Annotated in this window: 24 protein-coding genes and 1 pseudogene; 15 read left to right on the top strand and 10 right to left on the bottom strand. The window is 58.0% G+C overall.

Annotation, left to right across the window (positions count from 1 at the left end; genetic code table 11):
* Window positions 1-44 precede the first annotated feature (44 nt).
* Window positions 45-623, top strand: coding sequence for a hypothetical protein (locus O4H31_RS18295; RefSeq protein WP_007120602.1), 579 nt, complete (start codon window positions 45-47; stop codon window positions 621-623).
* Here the strand turns inward: O4H31_RS18295 and O4H31_RS18290 are convergent.
* The 8 genes from O4H31_RS18290 to O4H31_RS18255 form a co-directional block, all read right to left on the bottom strand.
* Window positions 617-817 carry a hypothetical protein gene (locus O4H31_RS18290; protein WP_007120601.1) on the bottom strand — a complete coding sequence of 67 codons (201 nt, stop codon included), beginning with the start codon at window positions 815-817 and terminating at the stop codon, window positions 617-619. The genes O4H31_RS18295 and O4H31_RS18290 overlap by 7 nt on opposite strands.
* A gap of 76 nt (window positions 818-893) precedes the next feature.
* On the bottom strand, window positions 894-1,103 hold the full coding sequence (locus tag O4H31_RS18285) for a helix-turn-helix domain-containing protein (RefSeq protein ID WP_007120600.1): 210 nt from the start codon (window positions 1,101-1,103) through the stop codon (window positions 894-896).
* Between the two features lie 323 nt (window positions 1,104-1,426).
* The gene (pcaF, locus tag O4H31_RS18280) at window positions 1,427-2,626 is read right to left on the bottom strand and encodes a 3-oxoadipyl-CoA thiolase (RefSeq protein WP_007120599.1); all 1,200 of its coding nucleotides are present in this window, start codon (window positions 2,624-2,626) and stop codon (window positions 1,427-1,429) included.
* Window positions 2,623-3,549 carry an FAD-binding protein gene (locus O4H31_RS18275; protein ID WP_009827022.1) on the bottom strand — a complete coding sequence of 309 codons (927 nt, stop codon included), beginning with the start codon at window positions 3,547-3,549 and terminating at the stop codon, window positions 2,623-2,625. The genes pcaF and O4H31_RS18275 overlap by 4 nt, the downstream gene beginning before the upstream one ends.
* On the bottom strand, window positions 3,549-4,307 hold the full coding sequence (locus O4H31_RS18270; protein ID WP_009827023.1) for an electron transfer flavoprotein subunit beta/FixA family protein: 759 nt from the start codon (window positions 4,305-4,307) through the stop codon (window positions 3,549-3,551). The genes O4H31_RS18275 and O4H31_RS18270 overlap by 1 nt, the downstream gene beginning before the upstream one ends.
* 76 nt (window positions 4,308-4,383) lie before the next feature.
* Window positions 4,384-5,160, bottom strand: coding sequence for an SDR family NAD(P)-dependent oxidoreductase (locus O4H31_RS18265; RefSeq protein ID WP_009827024.1), 777 nt, complete (start codon window positions 5,158-5,160; stop codon window positions 4,384-4,386).
* A 51-nt stretch (window positions 5,161-5,211) separates the two neighbouring features.
* Window positions 5,212-6,849, bottom strand: coding sequence for a flavin-containing monooxygenase (locus tag O4H31_RS18260; protein WP_009827025.1), 1,638 nt, complete (start codon window positions 6,847-6,849; stop codon window positions 5,212-5,214).
* 125 nt (window positions 6,850-6,974) lie between these two features.
* Complete coding sequence (locus tag O4H31_RS18255) at window positions 6,975-7,877, bottom strand: alpha/beta hydrolase (RefSeq protein ID WP_009827026.1); 903 nt, start codon at window positions 7,875-7,877, stop codon at window positions 6,975-6,977.
* A 252-nt stretch (window positions 7,878-8,129) separates the two neighbouring features.
* Here O4H31_RS18255 and O4H31_RS18250 point away from each other — a divergent pair.
* A pseudogene (locus O4H31_RS18250) lies at window positions 8,130-9,063 on the top strand (IS5 family transposase).
* A 75-nt stretch (window positions 9,064-9,138) separates the two neighbouring features.
* Here O4H31_RS18250 and O4H31_RS18245 read toward each other — a convergent pair.
* Together O4H31_RS18245 and O4H31_RS18240 are read right to left on the bottom strand one after the other, a co-directional pair.
* The gene (locus O4H31_RS18245) at window positions 9,139-11,220 is read right to left on the bottom strand and encodes an FAD-dependent oxidoreductase (protein WP_197918802.1); all 2,082 of its coding nucleotides are present in this window, start codon (window positions 11,218-11,220) and stop codon (window positions 9,139-9,141) included.
* Between the two features lie 8 nt (window positions 11,221-11,228).
* Complete coding sequence (locus O4H31_RS18240) at window positions 11,229-12,683, bottom strand: NAD-dependent succinate-semialdehyde dehydrogenase (RefSeq protein WP_232272174.1); 1,455 nt, start codon at window positions 12,681-12,683, stop codon at window positions 11,229-11,231.
* Between the two features lie 171 nt (window positions 12,684-12,854).
* Between O4H31_RS18240 and O4H31_RS18235 the strand changes: the two genes are divergently transcribed.
* The 13 genes from O4H31_RS18235 (at window position 12,855) to O4H31_RS18175 (ending at window position 24,944) form a co-directional block, all read left to right on the top strand.
* Window positions 12,855-13,649 carry an IclR family transcriptional regulator gene (locus O4H31_RS18235; RefSeq protein WP_007120594.1) on the top strand — a complete coding sequence of 265 codons (795 nt, stop codon included), beginning with the start codon at window positions 12,855-12,857 and terminating at the stop codon, window positions 13,647-13,649.
* A 15-nt stretch (window positions 13,650-13,664) separates the two neighbouring features.
* Window positions 13,665-14,825 (top strand): acyl-CoA dehydrogenase family protein, encoded by a 1,161-nt coding sequence (locus O4H31_RS18230; protein WP_007120593.1) that lies wholly within the window; start codon window positions 13,665-13,667, stop codon window positions 14,823-14,825.
* Between the two features lie 18 nt (window positions 14,826-14,843).
* Complete coding sequence (locus O4H31_RS18225) at window positions 14,844-15,998, top strand: iron-containing alcohol dehydrogenase (RefSeq protein ID WP_007120592.1); 1,155 nt, start codon at window positions 14,844-14,846, stop codon at window positions 15,996-15,998.
* A complete protein-coding gene (locus O4H31_RS18220; protein ID WP_007120591.1) occupies window positions 15,998-17,200 on the top strand; it encodes a CaiB/BaiF CoA transferase family protein in 1,203 nt (400 codons plus the stop codon). The genes O4H31_RS18225 and O4H31_RS18220 overlap by 1 nt, the downstream gene beginning before the upstream one ends.
* Before the next feature lie 52 nt (window positions 17,201-17,252).
* Window positions 17,253-18,134 carry a helix-turn-helix domain-containing protein gene (locus tag O4H31_RS18215; protein WP_232272173.1) on the top strand — a complete coding sequence of 294 codons (882 nt, stop codon included), beginning with the start codon at window positions 17,253-17,255 and terminating at the stop codon, window positions 18,132-18,134.
* Between the two features lie 73 nt (window positions 18,135-18,207).
* Window positions 18,208-18,666, top strand: coding sequence for an acyl-CoA thioesterase (locus O4H31_RS18210; RefSeq protein ID WP_007120589.1), 459 nt, complete (start codon window positions 18,208-18,210; stop codon window positions 18,664-18,666).
* Between the two features lie 204 nt (window positions 18,667-18,870).
* A protein-coding gene (locus O4H31_RS18205) for an IS3 family transposase (RefSeq protein WP_197918801.1) occupies window positions 18,871-19,997 on the top strand; the annotation gives its coding sequence in 2 pieces (ribosomal slippage) (window positions 18,871-19,141 and window positions 19,141-19,997; 1,128 coding nt in all).
* A 165-nt stretch (window positions 19,998-20,162) separates the two neighbouring features.
* Entirely contained in the window at window positions 20,163-22,334 is a 2,172-nt protein-coding gene (locus O4H31_RS18200) for a ParB/RepB/Spo0J family partition protein (protein WP_009827031.1), read from the top strand.
* Window positions 22,335-22,460: 126 nt separating this feature from the next.
* Window positions 22,461-22,841, top strand: a complete 381-nt coding sequence (locus O4H31_RS18195; protein ID WP_009827032.1) for a DUF3768 domain-containing protein — start codon at window positions 22,461-22,463, stop codon at window positions 22,839-22,841.
* Between the two features lie 116 nt (window positions 22,842-22,957).
* On the top strand, window positions 22,958-23,254 hold the full coding sequence (locus O4H31_RS18190) for a hypothetical protein (RefSeq protein WP_009827033.1): 297 nt from the start codon (window positions 22,958-22,960) through the stop codon (window positions 23,252-23,254).
* A gap of 78 nt (window positions 23,255-23,332) precedes the next feature.
* On the top strand, window positions 23,333-23,716 hold the full coding sequence (locus O4H31_RS18185) for a DUF6878 family protein (RefSeq protein WP_009827034.1): 384 nt from the start codon (window positions 23,333-23,335) through the stop codon (window positions 23,714-23,716).
* A gap of 1 nt (window position 23,717) precedes the next feature.
* On the top strand, window positions 23,718-24,194 hold the full coding sequence (locus tag O4H31_RS18180; RefSeq protein WP_009827035.1) for a DUF6915 family protein: 477 nt from the start codon (window positions 23,718-23,720) through the stop codon (window positions 24,192-24,194).
* A 105-nt stretch (window positions 24,195-24,299) separates the two neighbouring features.
* Window positions 24,300-24,944 carry a hypothetical protein gene (locus tag O4H31_RS18175; protein WP_009827036.1) on the top strand — a complete coding sequence of 215 codons (645 nt, stop codon included), beginning with the start codon at window positions 24,300-24,302 and terminating at the stop codon, window positions 24,942-24,944.
* The last annotated feature ends 41 nt before the right edge of the window (window positions 24,945-24,985 follow it).

The following is a 24,985-nucleotide window of genomic DNA, read 5'->3' as shown; positions in this document are numbered from 1 at the left end:
TACATATTGCGCGATAGTCTGCGCAACTTTTGCGGGAGAGCGACATGAAGCGACAGGCGATGGCAGCGGCGATGGGGGTGATGGCGGTGTTCGGAGCCCCGGGGAAGGCGCAGGCCTATGACATCGACTGCGCCATCATGCTCTGCATGGCTGGCGGCTTCCCCCCGAGCGCAGTCTGTGCACGGGCCTATCGCACTATGATCCGCCGCATCACGCCCTGGCCGAGCCTGCCGCCCTTCGGGGTCTGCACCTTCGCACATGTGCCGGTCGAGCTGGGCGGGCCCGGCGGGGAGGGCGAGCTCGACACCACTCTGCCCGAATACGAATGGCTGAACCGCACCCATGTGATCTGGTTCACCGGTCAAGCCTATAGAGAAAGGGGAGGTGAACAGTATTGGGACTGGTCTCTCCGTTCCTGCGACCGAGAGAACCGCACCTGCCGGTACATCCAGCGGGTCTACCGATCCCACACGCCCTGGCCCGAGGCATTCGTATCGGAAGGCGGTCAGGAGATCGCCTATCCGACCGGCGGAGGTTCCTCGTACTTCTATTTGCGCAGTATCATGGTTGAATACGGCGACTACGAGGGCAACATGGGCCACTCGGAGTGGTTCTCCTACTGATCCGAACGGTCTGATGCCTTCAGGGAAACTGGGCGAAGCTCGACCAGACAAGCATCAAAGCGTTCTGGATCGACATGCCAGCGGCGGCTCACCGAGCCATCATTCCAACGGTAATCGGTGAACAGGTGAATCTCCTGCGCACCGTCGTTCAGAAACCCGTTCTGGAAGGGCCAGCCTGTCTTCTTCTTACCCATCGAACTCTCTGCACTCCATTTGACTACCTCTTGAGACGTTCCGCTCCAGGACGCATCAGGGGCTGGCAAAAACTGGCTAGCGTTTTGTGAAGAGCTCTGCTGGATCTACGTTCAGTGCTTTGGCGATACGTTCGAGAAGGTCGAGGGAGGCCGCGAACTTGGCGTTCTCGAGCTTGCCCATATGGCCGCGACTCACATCGGCCCGATGAGCAAGCTCCTCCTGGCTGAGGCTGCGGGCGCGTCTCAATTCCTGGATGTTTAGTGCTACACGGTCCCGCAAGTTCATGCCGTTGAAACGGACACGATGCGCGAAATATCGCCACGCGATATATGTTACATTCGGAAGTGCAGAGAAGAAATCTTGGGATGGCGCGAGATCGCCGGAATGGAATGCCTGCCGAAACGCAGGTCACGTGATGATCCGTCTCGCAAACATTATGGGCCGTTCAATCGTTCTTTCAGGAAAGGGCGGCACCGGAGAGAGGTTCCGGTACCGCCAGGGTATCGCCCACAGGGAGGTGGTAGAGGGCGAATTCTACACGGAAAATTTGGGGTCGACCAATAATCGCGTAATCATGATTATGGTAATTTTTAGGCTGTCACGGCACCTCAGACAGCTTCGAGTGCGATTGCAATTCCCTGTCCCACGCCAATACACATGGTCGACAACGACTTTTCTCCAGGTTTGAGGTCCAGCATCGCTGAGCCGGTGATGCGGGCACCCGACATGCCAAGCGGATGGCCGAGAGCAATAGCGCCGCCGTTTGGGTTCACGCGGGCATCATCATCCGCGATCCCCAGGTGCCGTAGTGTGGCCAGACCCTGCGAAGCAAAGGCTTCGTTAAGTTCGATCACCGAGAAGTCTTCTTGTTTCAGTCCAAGTCGCGCCATCAGCTTTTTCGACGCCGGTGCCGGCCCGAAACCCATGATGCGCGGTGCAACGCCGGCGGTTGCGCCGCCCAAGACCCTTGCGACCGGCGTGAGGCCAAATTTTTTTGCGACGTCGCTGGTGGCAAGGATCAATGCTGCGGCACCATCGTTCACGCCTGAAGAATTCCCTGCGGTTACCGTGCCATCCGCTTTTACGAAAGTTTTCAGTTGGGCGAGCGCTTCCAAAGTCGTACTCGCGCGAGGGTGTTCATCCTGTACGACGATCTTTGGCTCCCCCTTTCGCTGAGGAATCTCTACCGGGACAATTTCACGGGCCAAACGACCGTTCGCCATAGCAACGCTCGCCTTTTGCTGGGAATGTAGGGCGAAAGCATCTTGGTCGGCGCGGTTGATGCCGAAGACTTCAGCCACGTTTTCGGCCGTTTCAGGCATACTGTCGACGCCGTATTGGCTCTTCATCAGTCTATTGACGAAGCGCCAGCCGATGGTGGTGTCTTCCACACTATTCTCGCGCGAGAATACTGTTGTAGCTTTTGGCATCACAAACGGAGCACGCGACATGCTTTCCACACCACCTGCGACAATGAGATCGGCCTCTCCTGATTTGATAGCGCGGGCGGCCGTGATTATCGCATCCATGCCCGACCCGCACAACCGATTCATTGTTGTCCCCGGTACACAATCCGGAAATCCAGCTAGTAGAAGCGACATGCGAGCAACATTACGGTTGTCCTCTCCCGCTTGGTTGGCGCAGCCAAAAATCACTTCGTCAATGGTCGCTAGATCTAGCCCCGGGTTTCGGCTGGCCAAGGCCCTGAGTGGGATTGCGCCAAGATCGTCGGCTCGCACAGAAGAAAGCGCGCCGCCATAGCGACCGATTGGTGTGCGGATGTAATCGCAGATATAGACGTTTGTCATTCTTTGAGTGCCTTTGTCAGGTCCGGGACTGCGTCGAAGAGGTCTGCGACGAGGCCGTAATCGGCGATTTGGAAGATGGGGGCCTCTTCGTCCTTGTTGATGGCGACGATGACCTTACTGTCCTTCATCCCCGCAAGGTGTTGAATTGCCCCGGAAATCCCGACCGCGATATACAGCTCGGGCGCCACGACCTTGCCGGTCTGGCCGACCTGCCAGTCGTTCGGTGCGAACCCAGAGTCCACAGCCGCGCGCGAGGCGCCGACGGCAGCACCCAGTTTGTCCGCAAGTGCTTCAATAATCGCGAAATTTTCCTCGGAACCGACGCCGCGCCCGCCCGAGACCACGACCTTGGCCGAGGTCAGTTCCGGACGATCCGACGCCGCGACCTTGTCCTCGACCCAGGCGCTCAGGCCCGCGTTGCCGGCTGCTGCGATGGCCTCGACGGCGGCCGAGCCACCCTGGCCAGCCGCGTCGAAGGCGGTGGTGCGGACGGTCAGTAACTTCTTGGAATCGTTGGACTTTACCGTCTGCATCGCGTTGCCCGCGTAGATCGGGCGCTCGAACGTGGACCCGTCCAGGATGGCCGTCACGTCCGACAGAACCATCACATCCAGCAGCGCCGCAACGCGCGGCAGGATGTTTTTCGCGCTTGCCGTGGAGGGAGCAACGATATGTTCATAATTGCCTGCCAGGCTGACCACCAGATCGGCGACCGGCTCGGCCAGGCCGTTGGCGTAGGCCGCGTCATCCGCGACCACAACCTTCGCCACGCCGTCGATCTGCGACGCGGCCTGACCCGCAGCAGCAGGGCCCGCAACCAGAACGGTCACATCGCCCAGCGATTTGGCAGCGGTCACCGCCTTGGCGGTGGCGTCCAGCGCCAGCGCGCCACCGGCGATTTCTGCAAGGAGAAGAACAGCCATTACACGATCCCCTTTTCTTTCAGTTTCGACACCAGCTCGTCGACCGAGCCGACCATCTCGCCTGCCGACCGTGCGGCGGGCTCGGCGGTTTTCACAATCTCCAGGCGCGGGGTGACATCGACGCCGTAATCGGCGGCGGTCTTCTCATCCAGCGGCTTCTTCTTGGCCTTCATGATGTTGGGCAGCGAGGCATAGCGCGGCTCGTTCAGGCGCAAATCGGCGGTGACGATCGCCGGCAGCTTGACCTTGATCGTCTGCAACCCGCCATCCACTTCGCGGGTCACGACGGCATGATCGCCTTCGATCCCGACCTCGGAGGCATAGGTCGCCTGGCCCCAGCCCAGCAGCGCCGCCAGCATCTGGCCGGTGGCGTTCATGTCATTGTCGATCGCCTGCTTGCCCGCGATCACCAGGCCCGGCGCCTCGGCGTCGATCACGGCCTTCAGGATCTTGGCCACCGCCAGCGGCTCGATGTCCTGGTGCACGTCATCGGCGGCCACAACCAGGATCGCCCGGTCCGCGCCCATCGCCAGCGCCGTGCGCAGCGTTTCCTGCGCCTGCTTCACGCCGATCGAGACGACGACAACCTCGTCCGCCTTGCCCGCTTCCTTCAGCCGGATCGCCTCTTCGACCGCAATCTCGTCGAACGGGTTCATCGACATCTTCACATTCGCGAGATCAACTCCGCTCCCGTCCGCCTTAACGCGAACCTTCACGTTGTGGTCAATTAGGCGTTTTATAGGAGCAATTATTTTCATTGGCTTTTATCGTTTTCAAAATTTGCAATGGTGGTAACGGCCCGGATTCCGAGCCGTTACTCGGGATGGGTCCCTGTCAATTCGCAGTATAACCGCCATCTACTACAATCTCTGCTCCGTGAACGAACGATGACTCATCCGATGCGAGGAACAGGACCGCATTCGAAACCTCTTCAGGTTTGCTTGGTCGCTTGAGCAGCGTCGCCCCCAGAATTGCCTGCCGGGTAACTTCGTCGGCGTGTAGCAGATCTTTTGTCATGGGAGTATCGATGACACCGGGATGGATCGAATTCACGCGTATGCCACTTTCAGCCAGGTCGACTGCGCAGGATTTCGTCAACATCCGTACGGCGCCTTTGGATCCAATGTAGGCTCCCGCCGAAGCGGCTCCAACAATCCCATAGATTGAAGAAATATTGATAATAGATGCCTTTTCGGCCTCTTTCATCAATGGAACCGCGGCTCGGATGCCGAGATAAATACCGCGTACATTGACGTTGAACGTCATGTCAAATTCGTCAGGCGAGGTTTCGTGGAGCGGCTTAAGAATGAGAATGCCAGCGTTGTTCACTAGCACATCAAGCCGACCAGCACTTGATTGCACCGTAGAGATGACATTCTTCCAATCTTCTTCAAGCGTCACGTCATGTTGAATGAATTCCGCCTTCCCTCCGGCTTCAATGATACCTTTCACTACGCTTTCAGCCGCTTCCGTGTCACGGTCGGTTACAAATACATGCGCACCTTCACGTGCCAGCGTTTCACAATGGGCTTTTCCCATGCCCATCGCTCCACCTGTTACCAGTGCGACTTTTCCGAATACCCTTCCCAAATCTCTCTCCCTAGTTTTCATGAACAAATTTAATTGGTTCCGCCGGGGATTCTTGATGCCCGGCGGAATTCTTTACACCTTCTCGGCAGTGCGGTTGCGGATCAGGGATGTATAACCTTCCTCCTTCACTGCATTAATGGCATTTCGGTAATTGCCAATCCCGGCCATGTAGAACATTACTGCATTCTTCTTTCCGGGGATATTTGCGCCGAAGATCCAGCTTTCAGCTTTGGGGAAGAGTGTCATGTCGGCGATTTCACGACAGGTGCGAACCCAAGCATCGCGCGCTTCCACGGTTGGCTCCACATTTCGAACCCCCTCTTCTTCCACCGTGCAAATCGTGTCAGCGATCCATTCGACTTGCGTCTCAATGCTGGGGGGCAGGTTGGTGAAGGGGCCATTAGGGCCAAGGATCATGAAGAAGTTCGGGAAGTCGACCTCCATCATGCCGAGGTAACCGAGCGGGCCTTCCTTCCAAGTGTCGCGCATGGTCACGCCTCCGCGTCCGCGGAGGTCCATTTTGACGTAATTGCCGTCGACCGCATCGAAGCCAGTGGCAAAGATTACGATGTCAAGCTCATGCTCCTCGCCGCTTTCGAGACGTATGCCGTTCGGAGTGAACTCTGCGATCGGATCGGCCTTAACGTCGGCGAGGGTCACGTTGTCTCGGTTGTAGACCTCGTAATAGTTGTTTCCGCAAAGCGGGCGCTTGGCGTAAAGGTCCTTCGGCGTCAGTTTCTCTGCGACCTTGGGGTCCTTCACGATTTTCTTGATTTTGCCCTTGATGAAGTCAGCGGCCGCATCATTGGCCACTTGGCTGGTCGCAATATCGCAAAAGGTGCCAAACATGAAATAGAAACCACCGCCGCGCTGCCAGGCGGCTTCGAAGACCCGCTCCCGTTCTTCGGGGGAGGCGGTTTCGGCGGGCTTGACGCTTTCTTCGAAGCCGAAGGCCACAACAGAATTCTTCACTTGATTCCAGATACTATCGTAGTTTGCCTTTTGCTCTGCGATGGTAGCATCGTCTTGCGGGGTGTTCCCAATCGGCACGACATATTGTGCAGAGCGCTGAAAAACAGTCAGGTGTTTTGCAACTGGTGCCGTTGCTGTAATAACCTGCACACCGGTCGAGCCAGTGCCAATAATGCCCACGCGTTTGTTGCTCAAGTCCACGCCGTCGGGCCAGGCACCTGTGTGTAAGATACGGCCTTTGAAATCATCGATGCCCTTGAATTTTGGAACATTCGTTGCGGACAAGAGACCGAGGCCAGTGACAAGGTATTTGGCGGTAACTGTCTCACCACTATCAGTGATCACGTTCCAGAGACCGGTTTTTTCATTATAGTGCGCGCCGTCCACCTTGGTGTCGAACTTGTAGCTGCGTCGGAGATCGAGATGATCCGCCACCTCGTTCATGTATTCGAGGATCTCGGGCTGGGTCAGATACCGCGTTTTCCAGCGGCCTTTTTGAAGCAACTCTTTGTCAAAAGAATAGCGGTAGACATAGCTTTCCGTGTCCGACAGCGCACCGGGATATCGGTTCCACCACCAGGTGCCGCCAACGTCACTGGCGCTGTCATAGCCCCGGACGTTCAGTCCCTGCTCGTTGCGAAGTTTGTGGACGGCGTAAAGCCCGCCGAAGCCCGCGCCAATGACGACTGCGTCGTAATCCGCTCCGGATGTTTTAGTAATCTCAGTCTGAATGTTCATGTCACTCCTCCCAGAGTAAGACTGCTCCGCCCCGCAGTTTGCGGGTGAGATGGCAGATGAATGTGTCGTAGGGGTTTCTCTCGCACCGCACCGCACCGCACCGCAATGCAGTGCGAGTACAGGTGTCAGAGGGCCTGATACCATGCGGCGATGCGACCAAGTTCCTCGTTCGCCTCGGGCGCGCGTCCCGAAAGCGCGGGAAAGACATGCTGCATGCCTTCGACGATAGACAGGGTCACATTTACGCCCTGTGCCTTGGCCTTTTCGTGCAACCGCTCGGCATCGCTCCTAAGCGTCTCAGCCCCTCCGGCATTGATATAAAGCGGCGGGTAACCGGTGAAATCGTTCTCCAGAGGGTTGGCCAACGGATTTAGCTGATCAGTGCCTTCACCGAGGAACATTCCCGCCATCGCTTCGAGAATCGGTTTCCCGACTAGCGCATCGGTTTCCGCGTTGGTTTCCAGTGTTTCCCCGCGCATCGCCATGTCTAGCCAGGGCGAATATGCGATGACCGCTCCGGGCAGTGGCAGCCCAAGTTCGCGAAATTTCAGCACGCTGGCGATGGCAAGATTGCCGCCAGCACTGTCGCCAGCGGTCAGAATATTTCTTGCCTTGAAGCCCTTATCCAGCAATGCTGTGTACGCGGCTACCGCATCTTCGATCTGCGCCGGAAATGGGTGCTCGGGTGCGCGTCGATAGTGCAGGATCACCGACGTAACCCCAAGCACCTTAGCGAGGTGCCCTGCCATTTTCCGATGACTATCGGCTGAGCCGACGGCAAAGCCGCCACCATGAGTGTAAACAATTACACGCGAGGTATCGGCCCCGACAGGCAGTGCCCAGATAGCCTCGACTCCTCCGATATGATCGCTTTTGTAGCTAACGTTTTCCGGCTCTAGAGCAGGCTGCCCCCATTCATCGAACATGCTGCGCAAGTTCGCGATCGTCAGGTCTGGGTTCTCGACCATCTGATCGGTCCAATTCTGATAAAGCGCCCGCAGCGTATCCGCTTCTCTACTGATTTCCATATTTATCCTCCCAAGAGTAACATTTGGCAAAGCCACCACCTGACGTCGCCAATCTCGGAGGCGTCAAACGGTCTGAGGCGTACGCCAATGATCTCAGAGTAAGGGCGAAGAATGCACCGTGTATTGAACATACCTGCTTTGGAAATTGTATGATCTTGCTCAGCCTGTCGTGAGGCAGATATGCCTGCTACTAGGCTCTGTTGAACAAATTCCGTGCGGGATCCATCTTATGAACCCGGCTTGGTAGCCGGGGTGCATGAGCAGACTGCACCCCCGACCTACAACACCAGGAACTTGCGAGCCTACAATGAAGCGCTCAAGCGCCGGGGCGCTCTGGCAATCTGGTTCGACCCCGAAATGAGCTGGGAGGCCGCGCCGATAGGCAGTCGTGGCCGGCAGCAGACCTACAGCGATGCCTCCAGCCAGACCTGCCTTTCCATGAAGGTGTTATTCGGCATGGCGCTCCGGTAGACGACTGGGTTCGTCTAGAGCCTGCTGCAGCTGGTTGGTCTCGTCCGGACTGTGCCCGACTTCAGCACCCTGTCCCGGCGTCAGAAGACCCTGGCCGTGAACATCTCGAATCGCGGCTCCAAGGGGCCGCTGCACCTGCTGTCAGCACGCGTATCAAAGTCGCGGGCGAAGGCGAGTGGCACGCCCGCAAGCATGGTGGACCCAAACGGCGCGTCTGGACCGAGATCCATCTCGGGGTTGACGAGGAAACACTGGAGGTTCGCGCAGTGACGAGGTCACAGGGAGCCACATCGGCGATGCATGGGTTTTACCCGACCTCCTCAACCAGATCCCGGCGGACCAGTAGATCGGCAGTGTCATGGCTGACGGTGCCTACGACACACGGAAATGCCACGACGCAATTGCTGACCGTGGTGCCCACGCCGTTATCCCGCCACGCAAGAACGCAAAGCCATGGAAGACCATCACCGCCGGAGCCGTGGCGCGAAACGAGGCCCTGCGCGCGGCGAAGTGCCTGGCTCGCGCGCTCTGGCGACGATGGAGCGGATACCACCGCCGAAGCAGTGTCGAGACGAAAATGAACTGTGTCATGTCGCTGGGGCATCGCCTTATAGCGCGGGACTTTGACCGTCAGGTCGCGGCACTCCCAGTCCGCATCGCCGTCCTGAACGGATACACTGCACTCGGCATACCCGTTACGGAAGCTGTGGGATAAGTTTATCCGGGGAAAGGGCAACCACGGCCATCACCCCATTTGCAAAACAGACTCCCTCTACCACAGAAAGACAACTTATCTGCCGGTGATCGTGGGAAACATGCTGACATGTTCCTCCCCGGTCGCGAAAACTCTTTCTAAATAACGAGGCACCCTCCAGCCGCAAGGATCCTCTTTGACATGCGCGCTGAAGAGCGCGGTCAACCGATCCTTGCCGATATTTTTGGCGTGGTGCATCAGGCCTCCCCGCCAGCGGGGAAATCCGTAGCCGTGAATCATTACTAGGTCGATGTCTTGCGGTTTTTCTGCTACGCCTTCGTCAAGGATATCGCAGGCTTCCGCCACCATTGTGAGCAAGAGCCTTTCTACGATTTCGTCAGCTGAGAACTCGCGGCGAGTGAAGTTCATTTCTTCTGAGACACGGAGTATTTCGCTAGCGACCAGCTCCGAATGTGAGGGTTTGCCGTCTGGCCCATAGTCGTACCATCCGGCGCCCGATTTGCGTCCTAGGCGTTTGTGCTTTTCGACCAGCCGCTCGACCAAGGGCACGTGACCACAGCAGTTCCCTTCGGCAACTGCCTTGCGACGGATATTCGCGTAGGCGATGTCCAGCCCCGACATGTCCTGTGCAGCATATGGACCCATCGCCATACCGAATCCGCGCATAGCCGCGTCGATCTCGTCGACATTAGCCCCCTCCACCAGAAGGCGATTAGCGGCGCGACGGTAGCTCGACAAAATTCGGTTTCCGATGAAGCCATCGCAAACACCAGACAGTACCGGGATTTTACCAAGCCTGTGCGCCAGCACAAGTGCTGCACCTAATGTTCCGTCTGACGTTCGGTCGCTCCTGACGACTTCCAGAAGTTTCATAATATGCGCAGGACTGAAGAAATGCATCCCTACAAAGCGTGCCGGGTGTTTCAACCCATCAGAGAGCCGATTTACATCGAGATAGGATGTGTTTGTGGCAATGATGGTCTCGGGTGGCAGTGCGCCTTCGAGTTCGGTCAGGATCGCGGTCTTAACCGCAAAATCCTCGAAGGCCGCCTCGATTGCTAGATCGGTTGGTGGCAGAGCGTCATAGCCTGAGACCGTAACCAGCCGGTCTTCAACCGTCTTTGCCGCATCGACGGACAGAATACCGCGACTGATACCCTGATCAATCAGCTTTTGCAGGTTTTTACTGGCCCACTCGGCGGACGAGGCACTACGTTCGACGACAGTCACCGAGATCCCTGCGGTCGCCAGCGTGTACGCAATAGCTGCGCCCATATTGCCACCACCGACCACGATGGCGGTTTCAGCATCTCGGGAAGGTCGGGGGTAGGCGCGCCCCTTGTTGGTTGCGGTACGCTCGGTGAAGAAAACGTGCCTAAGGGCCCGCGCCTGATCCGAGGTACGAAGGTCCAAAAACGCAGAGCGCTCGCTGGCTAGTGCGTCGTGCAGCGGCGTCGTCGCACTGGTCGCGACTAGGTTCACCGCAACCTGCGGGGCATTCTGGCCAGGCATACGCCGCGCTACATGCGCTCGGGCGACTTCCGCTGCGACGTGGTTTGGCTTTGGTGAAGGAAGATTGTCGGGTGCCTGTGCCGCCTCAAGTACATCGTCATCGAGAGCTATGGCCGCGCCAAGCGGGTCATCGGCTAGCAGCTGGATCAGTCCCATTTTCAGTGCCTGCTCGGCGGAAACAGCCTTCCCGGTGACAATCATGTCAAGCGCAGCTTCAATACCGATAAGTCGCGGCAGTCTTTGGGTTCCCCCTGCGCCAGGCACGATCCCCAAGTTTACCTCTGGCAAGCCCAGTTTGGCAGAAGTTGAGGCGATGCGATAGCAGCAAGCCAGAGCAATCTCTAGTCCCCCACCAAGCGCAGCCCCGTTGATTGCTGCGATAGTAGGAATCGGGAGGTGTGCAAGTTGCATCAGCACATCATTTAGTTGTGGATCAACAGGCAACTTACCGAATTCCTTCGCATCCGCGCCCGCGACGAAGGTCGTTCCTGTGCCGGTGATAATCAGCCTGGTAGCCCCAGTTTCGAGGACTTTGAAGATACAGTGTTGTATTCCAGCCCGAACCTCCGCGTTGATTAGGTTAAGCGGCGAATTGTCTATGGTCAGAATTGCTGCGTCATTTGAGAAGCTTAATTCAACAGGCATGGGCATCCTCACAGCACTGGCGCGCGATTGCGCGAGATAAATTTGGTAATGAGATAGCCTTCGAAGGTTTCCGTCCCGCCTTCAGTCCCATAGCCGCTGTCTCTCACGCCTCCAAACGGAGTCTCGGGCAGAGCGAGGCCGAACTGGTTGATGCTTACCATACCTGCCTGCAAACCCGCAGCTGCTTTATCTGCACGCTCTAACGAATTGGTAAAGACATAGGACGCCAGCCCGAAGGGTAGCCCGTTGGCCCGCGACAGTCCGTCCTCTATGTCACGAAAAGACGAGACGACAGCAATCGGGCCGAAGGGTTCTTCGCGCATCAAGTCAATGTCGTCGTTGGGCGTATCGACGATTGTCGGGGCATAGAAGTTACCATGATTTCCAAGCCTTTTGCCTCCCGTCAACACCCGTGCGCCGTTTTCGCGGGCATCCTCGACGAGCTTTTCCATCGCATTCACGCGTCCGCGATGACACAATGGTCCCATCTGCGTGCCTTCGGCTAAACCAGCGCCCACCTTTACGCTCTCAAATGCTGAAACTAGTTCGGACAGAAATCGATCGTAGATGCCTTGTTGTACGTAAAACCGGGTTGGGGCGATGCACACCTGGCCTGCATTGCGCAGCTTGTTGACCGCCAAGGCGCGCGCCGCGGCCGTGGCATCGGTGTCGTCGAACACCAATACGGGCGCGTGACCGCCGAGCTCCATCGTCGCCCGCTTCATATGGCGGCCAGCCAATTCTGCCAGATGCTTGCCCACCTCGACCGAACCGGTGAAGGTGATTTTGCGCACCTCGGGGCGCGCAATTAGAGTTTCCGAAATGAAGGCCGCATTACCCCAGACAAGGTTCAGACAGCCTTCGGGCAATCCTGCATCCAGCAGATAGCGAGCAATTGCCATGCAACCCGCCGGAGCCTCTGCCGGGGCTTTTAAGATCATCGTGCAACCTGACGCAAGCGCCGCCGCGACCTTGCGTACCGCTTGGCTCAGCGGAAAATTCCAAGGCGTGATGGCAAGGCAGACGCCTATCGGTTCGCGCACGACAAGCTGCTGTACCCGCGGGCTGCGTGATGGAATGATGCGCCCATAAATGCGCCGACATTCCTCGGCGTGCCAGTCAACGTGGTCAGCCGAGGCGCGGACCTCAGCCAAAGCCTCAGCCAGCGGCTTGCCTTCATCGAGAGTGATCCAGCCAGCGATCAGTCTGTCATTTTGGCGCAGCAGGTCGGCAAACCGCCGCAAAATCGCACTTCGTTCCATGGGAGAGCTGTTTTTCCATCGGCGAAAAGCTGATTCGGCCGAGTGAACCGCATGGTCTAGATCTGCGGCGCTAGCCTGCGGAATCTGTCCGATAGTTTGCCCGTTTGCAGGGTTTATGACTGCACGATCCTCTGGCGTGGGAGAAGCGATCCAGTCTCGTCCGATGAGGTGCTGGATGGTCGGATAATTCATTTCTTTCATGGCATTATGCCCTCGCTTAGTTGTGTCATCCGCAGGATCCGGCACGAATGGGACTAGGTGGACGACCTTAATTTTCCGCATAGCGGGAAAGTTTACCGCAGTATTGACTCGGACGTTATCGATCGTTTAGGTGTGTTTCAAGACGCATAATTCTTTCCGAGGAGGGATATCGTGAGACCAAGGAAAGACCGCACCAAGGATGCCGAGAAACAGGATCGCGATTTTGTCACGGCGTTGGCGCGCGGCTTGGAGCTGTTGCGGGCCTTTCGGCGGGAAGGGGAGGCTCTGGGGAACGGTGAGTTGGCCGAGCGCACTGGCCTGAGCAGATCGACGGTCTCCCGGCTGGCCTATACACTGAACAAGCTGGAATACCTCAGCTACGACCCGGATACAGCACGTTATCGACTGGCCCCTCCAGTGCTTTCGTTGGGTTTCTCCTGCCTTGCAGGGATTCCGCTGCGGCAACTGGCGAAGCCCTTTATGCAGGAGCTGGCTGATTACACAGGCATGCCGGTGGCCATGGCCAGTCGTGACCGGCTATCGATGGTCTATCTGGAGCGGTGCAAGGGCACTAATGCCGTCACGCTGGCGATCGAGGTTGGTGCCCATATTAAACTGGCCACGACCGCGGTTGGTCGCGCCTGCATAGCGGCGCACGACCCGGATGAGCGGGCCAGAATTCTGGCCCTTGTGGAGGAACATGAAGGCGACAACTGGCCGAATGTGCAGCCCGGAATCGAAGCAGCTATCGCAGACTACCAACAGCACGGTTACTGCACGTCCTTCACGGAGTGGAAACGTGATGTGAACGCTGTAGCGGTGCCCTTCGTGCCGAAGGACGGCTCACCCATTATTGCCTTCAACTGCGGTGGCCCTTCGCAAACCCTTACGCGCGACTGGATCGAAAGCGACGTCGCGCACCGCCTTGTCGATCTTGTCCGCCGCGTTGCGGCGGTCGCACCCTGAACAATAGAGAGCATCATGGCCCTTGATAAAGATACCCTTTCCCAGTTTCTCGACGCGCTCGACCGCTTCGTGAAAGAGCGACTAATCCCTTACGAGGATCGCGTCGCCGACGAGGATGTGATTCCGCCGATGCTGGTCGATGAAATCCGCATGATGGGCCTTTTCGGCATGTCGATCCCGGAAGATTTCGGCGGGCTCGGCTTGTCGATGATAGAGGAAGTGCAAGCCGCTTTCGTTCTTGGCCAGGCTTCGCCTGCGTTCCGGTCGCTAGTTGGCACCAACAACGGGATCGGCTCTCAGGGAATCATCATCGATGGAACCGACGAGCAGAAGGCGCAGTATCTACCAGCTCTCGCGTCCGGAGATATGATCGCATCCTTCGCCCTAACCGAGCCAGATGCTGGGTCGGATGCTGGCAGTCTGCGCACTACGGCGCGGCGTGACGGTAACGATTTCCTTCTGAACGGCACGAAACGCTACATTACCAATGCACCGCGTGCCGATCTATTCACGGTTTTTGCCCGGACCAATCCAGAGGCGGAAGGTTCTGCCGGCGTAAGCGCCTTTCTCGTCGAGGCAGGGACGCCAGGCATAACGCTTGGCCAGCCTGACAGGAAGATGGGGCAGAAGGGCTCGCACACATGCGACGTCATCCTTGACAATGTCCGCGTGCCTGCCGCGAACATTATCGGCGGGCCGGACCGTCTGAACAAGGGCTTTAAGACAGCAATGAAAGTCCTTGACCGGGGCCGACTGCATATTTCTGCCGTCTGTGTGGGCGCCGCCGAACGGCTGATCCGTGACAGCCTATCCTATGCGATGGAACGCAAACAATTCGGTGAACCCATCGCTGAAAAGCAACTGATCCAAGCCATGCTGGCTGACAGTCGCGCCGAGGCCTTCGCAGCGCGTTGCATGATCGAAGAAACAGCACGCCGCAAGGACGCTGGTCAGAACGTGTCGACTGATGCTGCCTGCTGCAAGATGTTTGCCAGTGAGATGGTAGGTCGAGTGGCCGATCGCGCAGTGCAAATCCACGGCGGTGCAGGATACATGGCCGAATATGCGGTCGAGCGCTTCTATCGCGATGTGCGTCTCTTCCGCATCTACGAGGGGACAACCCAGATTCAGCAAATACTGATCGCGCGGAATATGATCCGCACTGCAGCAGCTTAACAGGAGCGAAGACAAACTATGGACTTCAATTTCCTTTCCACCCCGAGGATCGTCTGCGAGAGCGGTGGGCTTGGCCGGATCGGCAGCCTGATGCAAGATTTGTCTTGCACCCGTGCGCTGGTCGTGACGGACCCGGGCATATTGGCCTGTGGTTTTGCGGACGAGGCAGCCGCCTCACTTAGGGCTGCTGGCATCGAGGTTGAGATTTTTCATAAAGTCGAAGCGGACCCCCCGATCGCTGTCGTCGAGGCCGCGGTAGAGGTCGCGCGGGCCTTTGGTGCTGACGGAATCATCGGACTTGGCGGCGGCAGTTCACTGGACACTGCCAAGGTCATCGCAGCGGCGGTAGCCAACGATCAACCGATTACGGACATGATCGGGATTAATCAGGTCACCGATAAACGCTTGCCACTGATCCAGGTGCCAACCACGGCAGGGACCGGATCAGAGGTAACATGGGTGTCCGTGCTGACTTCGGAAAGCCACGAAAAAAAAGCGGTATATGCACCGCAGCTTCTGCCTGACGTTGCCTTGCTAGATGCAAAGCTAACATTGGGAATGCCTCGTCACATCACAGCGGCCACGGCGTTAGACGCAATGGTTCACGCCATTGAGGCAGTAACCAGTCGCACCAGAAAGAATCCCATTTCCGATGGAATGGCGGACAAAGCGCTGGTGCTTCTCGGTCAGAACTTACCAATCGTCATGGAAACGCCTTCGGACCTGTCAGCGCGAGAGGCCATGCTGTTGGGGGCGACACTGGCTGGGATGGCCTTCATTAATGCCAGCGTGGGGGCGATTCATGCCTTGTCATACCCACTTGGAACAGGTTTCAAGGTTCCTCACGGGCACGCAAACGCTCTGGTCGCAGGACCAGTGATGAGGTTCAACATGCCCGTTGCAGAAGCTGAATATGCTCGTCTATCGCGGTTACTACTGCCCTCGCGGCCTTTCAACTCTGATGCGGCTGCGGCCCATGGCCTGATCGACGAGATGGAACGGATGCTAGTCGAAAGCGGACTTGAGTCTCGACTTTCTGGTGTCGGAGTGACCGAGGCAGCCATTCCCGGAATGGCTAATGAGGTCGTGACCGGTATCACGCGATTGCTGGAGACCAACCCGCGCGACATGACAGCCGAAGATGTGTCGCGCCTCTATCAGGAGGCGCTTTGATGGCTGGCTCATTGGACGGGATCAAGGTGGTCGACCTCAGCCGCGTGCTGGGCGGGCCTTACTGCACCCAAATGCTTGCGGATCATGGCGCTGAGGTCATCAAGGTGGAGCCGCCTCTGGGCGACGAGACCCGCAGTTGGGGCCCGCCTTTCAATGATGAACTCAGCGCTTATTTCTCTGGCGCCAACCGCAACAAGCGGTCCATCGCTATCGATCTGCAGCAACCGGAAGGGCGCGACCTGATTTTGCGGTTTCTTCAGGATGCGGATGTTTTAGTTCACAATTTTAAGTCTGGTACTCTTGAAAAATGGGGGCTTGGTTATGCTGATGTTCTCAGGGCACGTTTTCCTAGACTGGTACTCTGCCATGTGACTGGATTTGGTTCCGATGGCCCACTTGGCGGTTTTCCCGGCTATGACGCCGTGGTACAAGCTATGACGGGCCTCATGAGCATCAACGGCAATCCCTCCGAAGGCCCGACACGCATGGGTACGCCCATCGTGGACATCGGCACCGGTCTGATCGCCTGTAACGCTATTCTCGCCGCACTTTTGGAACGGGGCCGGTCCGGATTGGGCCAAGCCATCGAAGTGCCGCTATATGATTGCGCGATCAGCATGATGCATCCCCAAGCGGCTAATTCCCTCATGTCCGGACAGATACCAATGGCGACCGGCAATGGGCATCCAAATATCGTACCATACGACATGTTCGAAACAAGTAATGGCAAACTCTATCTGGCTATCGGTAACAATGGTCAGTTCGCAAAACTCTGTGACGTGCTTGGCCTACCTGAGGTGCCCTGCGATCCACGATTTGCCGACAATGCCGCGCGTCTTGCGCATCGGTCAGAGATGACAGAGGTCTTGTCAGAGTGCCTGGTGCAACATGACGCCTTCAAACTTGAGCCGGTGCTTTTGAAAGCTGGGATTCCCGCCGGAGTCGTTCGGAATGTGAATGAAGCGTTGGAGCATCCACACACCCGACATCGCGGCATGGTGGTATCAGTTGGCACCTACCGCGGCACCGGCGTGCCAGCACGCTTGTCGCGTACCCCCGGAGCGGTTCGCGCGGCACCGCCTCGCTTCGGGCAGCATAGTAGGGAGTTGCTTAGCGAGGCTGGACTGACAGAAGCTGAAATCGATAGATTGACTCAAGCGAATATCGTTCGAGAAGAACCGCGGATGCGCGAGACGACCTAAGCCGAAATTTCAGCTCAAGCGGACGATCGTGAAAAAGTTCAGGGAGGCCAAGATGGAAAGACTGCTCATATCACCGGACCGGATACCCGAATGGATTCCCGGCACGACTACGTTGGACAGTTCCGGGTGCAACTGGAACGGCATTACCCTGAAGGGCTATCGTTATGAGCGACAAGACGCGGCAATTCCCCCCATGCGCGACTATATGATTGTTGCATATGATGGCGCGCCAACCACTATGCGCCGCACGAGTGGCGGCCCATGGCAAAGCGCGCGCGTAGAGAAAGGTAGGATTTCCTTGCTCACGCGTGCAGAGGAATCCACTTGGAGTTGGTCCGAGCCTATCACGGTTAGACACGTCTATCTCAGTCACAGTGAACTCGAAAACACGGCCCTTTCGGTCTTTGATCGTGACCCGAAGTCCATTGAGATCAATGATTGTCTGTCTGCGAAGGACCCCTGTATCCTGAACTGCATCCAATTGCTAGAGAATGAGCTAAAGAACGGTGGAATCGGCCAGAGATTGATCATCGACGCCCTGCGCATCCAGATCGCCGTTCACCTTCTGCGTCAGTACGCCAAGGTCTCTTTGACCAGCGACGCAAACTCGAACTTCAGCCCTGCTCAAAGGCAGAGAATCATCGATCTCGTTGAAAGCTGCTTAGGTGAAAACCTCAGTCTGGAAGACATGGCCGCATCTATCGGTTTCAGCCAGTTTCACTTTTCGCGTCAGTTCAAGGCGGAGTTTGGGTTGGCACCGTATGCATATGTTTTGCGCAAGCGAATATCGAAGGCCCAGGAGATGCTGAGAAAGGGTAATGCCCCCCTGAAAGTGGTCGCGCTTGACTGCGGTTTTGCAGATCAGAGTCATTTTAGTCGAACTTTTCGAAAAATGACAGGCGCGACCCCCGCCGAATTCCGGCGCATGGCATAATTACCGGAAAACTATTCCTTCCTATCGCTGTCACGCACCAGAGACAAAGAAATGTTGAGCCCGTAACGCTGCAATGAATGTACCAGAAACAGAATTTAAACCACGATTTGCCTTCGAACGCAGGATTTTCTTTGGCGACTGTGACCAGCTGGGAATCGCCTTTACTGGCCGGATCACGAATTTCGCGCTGGAAGCGATCGAGACTTTCTGGGACGATTTGCTTTCAGGCCGGGGCTGGCTTTTTCTACTCACGGAAAGAAACACGGCCATGCCTTTTGTCTCTATGGACCTACAATTCCATGCGCCGGTGAAAGCAGGCGCGAACCTAGCATGCGAGGTCTATGTGGTCCATGTCGGGGAAAGTTCAGTTGGTCTAAAAGTTGTCGGCCGTCAGCATGACTTGATTTGCTTCGAATGCGAAACGAAGTCAGTTTTCCGAGATGCTTCAACATTTGGAAAAGTCAAAATTGAAAGCTCAATTCGGCAGATTTTGCTCGCGGAAGTGGGTTCGGAAAATCAAACAGTGAGCTAGCAACCTTTGAGGTTGCCGCCTGTAATCAAAGAGGTTTTTCGCCCCGTTTGCGTGTGACCGAGTGCAAATTTCTATCTGGCCTTCAAGAATGGCATTTTGAAAAGCCGCGGCCAGAGACGAAGGTCAGCGGATGAGGTCTGAAGTGGTCCCAGGAAACCGGACAGTCAGCTAAGGTGTTTCCCGAACCTTTGAAGGGATACGAACATGGCAAAGCGCCGGAACTTTACAGATCAGTTTAAGGCCAAGGTGGCGTTGGAAGCGCTGCGTGGCGACAAGACCGTGCAGGAGATCGCGGCGAAGCATCAGTTGCACCCAAATCAGGTCAGCACATGGAAGCGGCAGGCCATCGAGGGCATGGCCGATGTGTTCTCGGGTGGCAAGCAGAGCGGCCCGACCGAGGCGGAAGTAAAGGAACTTCACGCCAAGATCGGGAGGCTGGCGGTCGAGAACGATTTTTTGTCGGAAGGGCTGAAGCGATGAGCCCTGGAAAGAAACGCGCGATGATCAACCGGGATCACCCCAAGCTGAGCATCAGCCAGCAGTGCAAGCTGGTGAGCCTGAGCCGGTCGGCGTTCTACTACACGCCCGCCGGGATCGACGCCGACACGCTGTCGATGATGAAAGAGATCGACCGGGTGTTCACCAAATACCCATTCTTCGGGTCGCGCCAGATCGCGGCCTATCTGCGCCGGGAAGGCATTGTTGTTGGCCGCCATCGCGTCAGGCGATTGATGGCGAAGATGGGTCTTGAAGCGGTCTACAAGCGCCCACGAACCAGCCAGCCGCATCCTCAGCACCCGGTCTTCCCGTATCTGCTGAGGAAGATGGTGATTGACCGACCGAACCAGGTCTGGTGCGCCGATATCACCTTTGTGCCAGTCAGAAATGGCTTCCTCTATCTGGTGGCAATCATGGACTGGGCGACGCGCAAGGTGCTGAGCTGGCGGTTGTCGAACACGATGCACGCCGACTTCTGCGTCGAAGCACTGAGCGAGGCCATCGCCAGGTACGGCCCGCCTGAGATCATGAACACAGATCAGGGATCGCAGTTCACCGGATCGGCCTGGATCACGACGCTGACCGAGGCGGGCGTGCGCATCTCGATGGACGGGCGCGGGCGTTACCTCGACAACATCTTCATCGAACGCCTCTGGCGATCCCTGAAGCAGGAGGCCATCTATCTCGAAGAAATCAATGAAGGCTTCCGGGCCCGTCGTGTCATCAAGGGCTGGATGGCATTCTATAACACCAGCCGACCCCATTCCGCGCTTGATCGGCAGACGCCGGACGACGCATATTGGGCAGGCTTGGAAGAGCGACACGCAGCATGAAACCTAAACCCGATACACCTTAGAAACGCTGCAAACCTGTCCGAAAAGATGGGACCACTTCACACGTCAACGCACAGTGAAAGCCAGAGAAAGGGAAGCCCGGGTGCCGGGCTTGAAAGGATAGAGAGAGGCTCATCCGGGTCCGGCGAGACAAGGACCCTGACCATGGCCAAGACCACGACCCGCCCGAATCCCACCACCTCAAAAAAGACCGAAGCCGTTGGATCGGCCGCGCCTGACGGCGGTGCCGACATCCGGATGATCCCGCTCGACAAGCTGGAGCCGAGCCCACTCAACGTCCGCAAGGTGGCCGCAAGCGCCAGCGACGATGCCGAGATTCTTGCGAGCATCCGCGAGACGGGAATCAAGCAGAACCTGGTGGTTCACGCACTTTCCGAGACACGTTTTGCCGTCGACGCAGGCGGTCGTCGCCTCAAGGCGCTGAAACAACTCGCCGAGGACGGTGTGATCCCCGCTGATCATCCAGTGCCCTGCCTTGTCGAGGACGAGCGCAACGCCATCCTTACCTCGGCCACAGAAAACCTCCAGCGCGCGGCGATGCATCCGGCAGACCAGTTCGAGGCCTTCGACAAGATGATCGGCGAGGGTCGCAGCGAAGACGAGATTGCGCTCAAATTCGGCGTCTCCGTCGACCTGGTGCGCCGTCGCCTCAAACTCGCCCGTGTCGCACCCGAAATCATCGAGCAGTTTCGTGCCGGTGATCTGACCCTCGAATGCGTGATGGCTTTCACGCTGACCGACGACCATGACCGCCAGCTCGCGGTCTGGAACGCCGTGAAGGGCGGCTATCACATCCATCCGCAGAGCATCAAACGTCAGCTGACCGGGGCCGCACATTCGGCGAACTCGGCAATTGGTCGATTTGTCGGCATCGAGGCGTATGAGGCGGCGGGCGGGGTTCTGCTGCGGGATCTCTTCGACGACCGGGCAACCGCTCATATGGAAAACCCCGACCTCTTGGAGCGTCTCGCCATTGAGAAACTGCAGGCTGCGGCCAAACCCTTCGAAGGGATATGGAAATGGGTCGAAGTGCATCTTTCGGTGGATTATGGCGCGTTTCGCAGTTTCGGGCGGGTCTATCCGCAGGACATCGAACCGGATGCGGACATGCTGGCCGAGGAGGAACGTCTCATCGCGCGTGAGGAAGAATTGGCGGCGCAGAACGACGGGGAGGACTGGACCGACGCGGAGACCGAAGAATACTACGCCATCGAGCCGCGTTTGCGCGAAATTGAAGCCATGCAGCGCGAACGGCAACCCTATGCCGAGGCAGATCGCGCTATCGCCGGTGTAGTCCTGACCATCGGCCATGACGGGGTGTTGCGCGTCGAGAAAGGCCTGGTGCGGCCCGAGGACATTCCTGTTGCGCCCGAACCGGACGATACCACCGCAGATCCGGATGGCGCTCCCTCCCCTGCCCGCCCACAGGTGACGCCGCCGACCTCCTCCACGCCGGTGCCGAGCTCCGACCCGGCCGCGACGTTGCGCAAGGCGGACGGGATTTCGGCGAGCCTGGCCGACGATCTGCGCGCCACGCGTCAGCACATCCTGCGGGCGCATCTGGCGGCGGATTTCGAGGTGGCTTTCGATGCGATGCTCTACGCGCTCTGCGAGCAGGCTTTGGGGCGGTCCTACAACAACGAGGCGCTCGATATCTCCATCCGGCCCTTCCAGGCGCAAAACCGCGAGGTGCTGCATGCGGACACCGTCGCTCAGAAGATGCTTGAGGCGTTGGAGCAGGACCTCGCCACCGACTGGATGAAGCTGGAGAAACCCGATGACTTCCGGGCGATGTCGGCCCTGCCCATTGCGGACAAGCAGGCGCTTTTCGCCTGGGCGACGGGTCTCGCGGTCAAGCCGCAGCTCTCCTCTGACAATCGCCCCTCCCACATCATTGAGGAGATTGGTGCGCGGCTCGACGTCGATGTGGCGGCCTGCTGGCGCCCGAGTGCCCAGAACTACTGGGGTCGCGTCAACAAGGGGCATGCGGTGGCCACGGCGCGCAAGCTCATCGGCGATGATTACGCCGAGGATCGCAATCGCGAACGCAAGGGCGATCTCGCAGCCGCGATGGAGCGCGCTTTCGCGGAAACGGCCGGCGAGACGGAAGGTTTCGACGCGGCGACGGCAGCAAAGACAACGCGCTGGCTGCCAGACGGGATGGTGTTTGCCGGTGCGGCGGAGGCCGACGCCAAAATGATTGGCGATGCGCCCGAGGCGGAGGAAGGCGACGTGCCTGCCGCAGACGCTCTGGCCGAGGCGGAGAGCAATGAACCATCGTCCTTGCCCGCCTTCCTTAGCGGAGATGCGGCCTGACGAAGCGAACACCGACCTGATCACGACATGAGCTTTGGGCCGCCCTCACATCGAGGGCGGCTCTTTCCGGCTGACGGGTTGCCGACAGCCGATATCGGATCGGCTGGCCCGTCCCGGAGACATCCTATGACCACCAGACTCGACCTCGATCCTGTTCAGGAAGCCGCACGCATCGCCGCGCAGAATGACGCGTTTCGCAATTCCATCCTCGGCAATCCTTCCGTTGCCGATGCCCCGCAGGGACAGTTTGTGATGACATGTGGCGTCGCCGCGCTTGGACCCGACGCACAACTGGAACTCACACGCCGCGTTGCCGCGTTCGACGCCTTCAATGCCGACAGTGACCCGCAGGGATTGCACGAGATGGGGGTCATCGAATTCAATGGCACGAAGGTTTGGTTCAAGATCGACTTGTACGACGTCGATTATCAGTACGGCTCGCCTGAGCCTTCCGACCCGAAACAGACGCGTCGCGTGCTGACCTTGCTTCTCCCGTCGGAATACTGACGCCCTCCACCCCCAATCGCCGCCCCGGGCCGTCCTTGCATAAAGGGCGGTCCTTTCGGGCTGGCGGGTTTCAAGGGGCGCGATGATCGCGTCCGGCCTGCTGCAGGAGACCAGAGATGGCCAAGACACTCGATTACCAGATCACCCTCTATCCCGCGCATCGTGACGGCGCCTTCGTTGTTACCCAGTTCCATATGATGGCGACCTACCCCGAAAAGCGCGTCCAGGCCGCGGGCATGGACGATTTGATCGACAAGGTGACGCAGTTCGCAATGGAGCATGGTGAGAGTTGCAGTGCTTCGGTGCGTTGCCTCGCCCCGCGCAAACCGCCGGGGTTCAAGCGCGCGACCGAGAATCTGTATTTCAACCTGGTTGACCGGACGGCTGAAAACCGCGGCGACGCTGCGGCCTGAAGCCCCCCAAAGGAAACTCCGGGGCGGCCTCGCGTAACGGTCGCCCTCCCCTCTCCCAATTCCAAAGGACAAAAAGACATGACACAAGCGACTGATTTCTACGCACAGATGCTCGAATCCCAGAGACGCGCATCCGAAGAGCGGGGCGAGACTCGCGCTGCCCTTCTCTCCGAGCTGCGTGCCTTCGGCGTGACCAGCATCGAGGTGCAATATGAAGGCTACGGCGATTCCGGCAATGTCGAGGATGTCGTCGTGACACCCGACACGATCACGCTGACAGAAGAGTTGCGACGCCGGGTTGAAGATTTTGGTTGGGATTTCGCCTATGCGCTGAGCCCCGGATTCGAGAACAACGAGGGCGGTTATGGCGAGCTGACCTGGGCGCTCGAGACGGACAAGATCGATGTTAGCCACTCGAACCGCTATATCGAAACCAACACCACCGAACACGAGGGGCTCTGACATGGCACATCCCCTCCACCACGCCGAAAGCTCCGCCCGAAAATTCGGCGGTGTTCCAGATGACTATCAGTTCGTGCATGACTGGTTTGACTCATCCAAAGAGCACCTAGGTCTCTTTGTTCACAGAGCCCAAAAACATCATACAGTCGGGATCTATGATGCCGAACGTCACTTCGGCCGCAGCCTGACCAACAGCGCGGGCCGGGTCGTCCCGATCCGCTGGATCGGTGAGCAGCATGTGCGCGAGGACTGCCAGGGACGGATCCCGTCGCTGGCGGACTGGCTTGTCCGCATTCAGCCGGAACCGTGGATGGCCAATGGCCGGATCGACAACGATCCTACGCAGATTGTTGGCGATCCGCGTGCGGTCTGGATCGAGGCGGTCTCCAATCACCAGACCATTCTCGGTTTTGAGGACTGGCTGCTGAAGGTCTCTGTCGAGCACATCCAGCATCGCCAAAACCGCGCCGCTGCCTGATCCGCCGGCCAGAAAACTCACCAACCACCGGATCCCATCCACTTCGACCCGCCTGCGCCACAACCGGCTTGGCGGGTCGATTGCGTTTCAAGAAAGGATATCGACATGCAAGACCCTGTCTACGAGGAGGCCTACCAAGGCCACGTCATCAAGATCTATCACGACCCCGATTCTGAGAACCCAAGGGAGTGGTCCAACCTCGGAGCGCTGATCTGTTGGCACCGCCGATACCGGCTGGGGGACAGCCACCGGTTCGACTGCCCCGAGGCGTTCCTGCGCGATCTTGCGGGCGTCTCGGATCAGAGCGATCTTTCACTGGATCGCCTCCGCGAGCGCGCCGAGCGCAAGGCAATCATCTTGCCCGTGTACCTCTACGACCATTCCGGCCTCGCGATGAACACCATCGAGTTCCATTGTCCGTGGGATTCCGGCCAAGTTGGCTTTGTATACGTAACGCTCGAAACGGTTCGAAAGGAGTTCGGCGCGAAGCGCGTCACCAAGGCGATGCGCGAAAAGGCCAAGGACATTCTGCGCGCTGAGATCGTCACCTTCGATGCCTACCTCGGCGGACGGGTTTATGGCTATGTCGTCGAGCGTGACGGTGAAGAGATCGACGCCTGTTGGGGGTTCTTCGAGCACTATGATCTGGACTGCCTGTCCGAGGCGCGGGCGGTTGTAGATCCTCTGATTTTGCGAGAGGTACAAAGACCCGCCGCTGCGGAACAGGGCGCAAGCCCACCCCCGAGTTGAAACGCCCGCAATACTCATATATCTTATTCATGCGTATTACG

The organism is Sulfitobacter dubius (assembly GCF_027214245.1).
Lineage (GTDB): Bacteria > Pseudomonadota > Alphaproteobacteria > Rhodobacterales > Rhodobacteraceae > Sulfitobacter > Sulfitobacter dubius_A.
The sequence above is the reverse complement of the archived record's forward strand: the minus strand, read 5'-3'. Positions and strand labels throughout refer to the sequence as shown.

Bases quoted from the DNA above. Each gene is read 5' to 3' on its own strand.
- O4H31_RS18285 (WP_007120600.1), bottom strand. From the start codon at position 1,103: ATGAACTTGCGGGACCGTGTAGCACTAAACATCCAGGAATTGAGACGC.
- O4H31_RS18220 (WP_007120591.1), top strand. From the start codon at position 15,998: ATGGCTGGCTCATTGGACGGGATCAAGGTGGTCGACCTCAGCCGCGTG.
- O4H31_RS18255 (WP_009827026.1), bottom strand. From the start codon at position 7,877: ATGGAAATCAGTAGAGAAGCGGATACGCTGCGGGCGCTTTATCAGAAT.
- O4H31_RS18215 (WP_232272173.1), top strand. From the start codon at position 17,253: ATGGAAAGACTGCTCATATCACCGGACCGGATACCCGAATGGATTCCC.
- O4H31_RS18185 (WP_009827034.1), top strand. From the start codon at position 23,333: ATGACACAAGCGACTGATTTCTACGCACAGATGCTCGAATCCCAGAGA.
- O4H31_RS18260 (WP_009827025.1), bottom strand. From the start codon at position 6,849: ATGAACATTCAGACTGAGATTACTAAAACATCCGGAGCGGATTACGAC.
- O4H31_RS18190 (WP_009827033.1), top strand. From the start codon at position 22,958: ATGGCCAAGACACTCGATTACCAGATCACCCTCTATCCCGCGCATCGT.
- O4H31_RS18270 (WP_009827023.1), bottom strand. From the start codon at position 4,307: ATGAAAATAATTGCTCCTATAAAACGCCTAATTGACCACAACGTGAAG.
- O4H31_RS18290 (WP_007120601.1), bottom strand. From the start codon at position 817: ATGGGTAAGAAGAAGACAGGCTGGCCCTTCCAGAACGGGTTTCTGAAC.
- O4H31_RS18240 (WP_232272174.1), bottom strand. From the start codon at position 12,683: ATGAAAGAAATGAATTATCCGACCATCCAGCACCTCATCGGACGAGAC.
- O4H31_RS18200 (WP_009827031.1), top strand. From the start codon at position 20,163: ATGGCCAAGACCACGACCCGCCCGAATCCCACCACCTCAAAAAAGACC.
- O4H31_RS18225 (WP_007120592.1), top strand. From the start codon at position 14,844: ATGGACTTCAATTTCCTTTCCACCCCGAGGATCGTCTGCGAGAGCGGT.
- O4H31_RS18180 (WP_009827035.1), top strand. From the start codon at position 23,718: ATGGCACATCCCCTCCACCACGCCGAAAGCTCCGCCCGAAAATTCGGC.
- O4H31_RS18195 (WP_009827032.1), top strand. From the start codon at position 22,461: ATGACCACCAGACTCGACCTCGATCCTGTTCAGGAAGCCGCACGCATC.
- pcaF (WP_007120599.1), bottom strand. From the start codon at position 2,626: ATGACAAACGTCTATATCTGCGATTACATCCGCACACCAATCGGTCGC.
- O4H31_RS18245 (WP_197918802.1), bottom strand. From the start codon at position 11,220: ATGCCTGTTGAATTAAGCTTCTCAAATGACGCAGCAATTCTGACCATA.
- O4H31_RS18265 (WP_009827024.1), bottom strand. From the start codon at position 5,160: ATGAAAACTAGGGAGAGAGATTTGGGAAGGGTATTCGGAAAAGTCGCA.
- O4H31_RS18275 (WP_009827022.1), bottom strand. From the start codon at position 3,549: ATGGCTGTTCTTCTCCTTGCAGAAATCGCCGGTGGCGCGCTGGCGCTG.
- O4H31_RS18295 (WP_007120602.1), top strand. From the start codon at position 45: ATGAAGCGACAGGCGATGGCAGCGGCGATGGGGGTGATGGCGGTGTTC.
- O4H31_RS18210 (WP_007120589.1), top strand. From the start codon at position 18,208: ATGAATGTACCAGAAACAGAATTTAAACCACGATTTGCCTTCGAACGC.
- O4H31_RS18230 (WP_007120593.1), top strand. From the start codon at position 13,665: ATGGCCCTTGATAAAGATACCCTTTCCCAGTTTCTCGACGCGCTCGAC.
- O4H31_RS18175 (WP_009827036.1), top strand. From the start codon at position 24,300: ATGCAAGACCCTGTCTACGAGGAGGCCTACCAAGGCCACGTCATCAAG.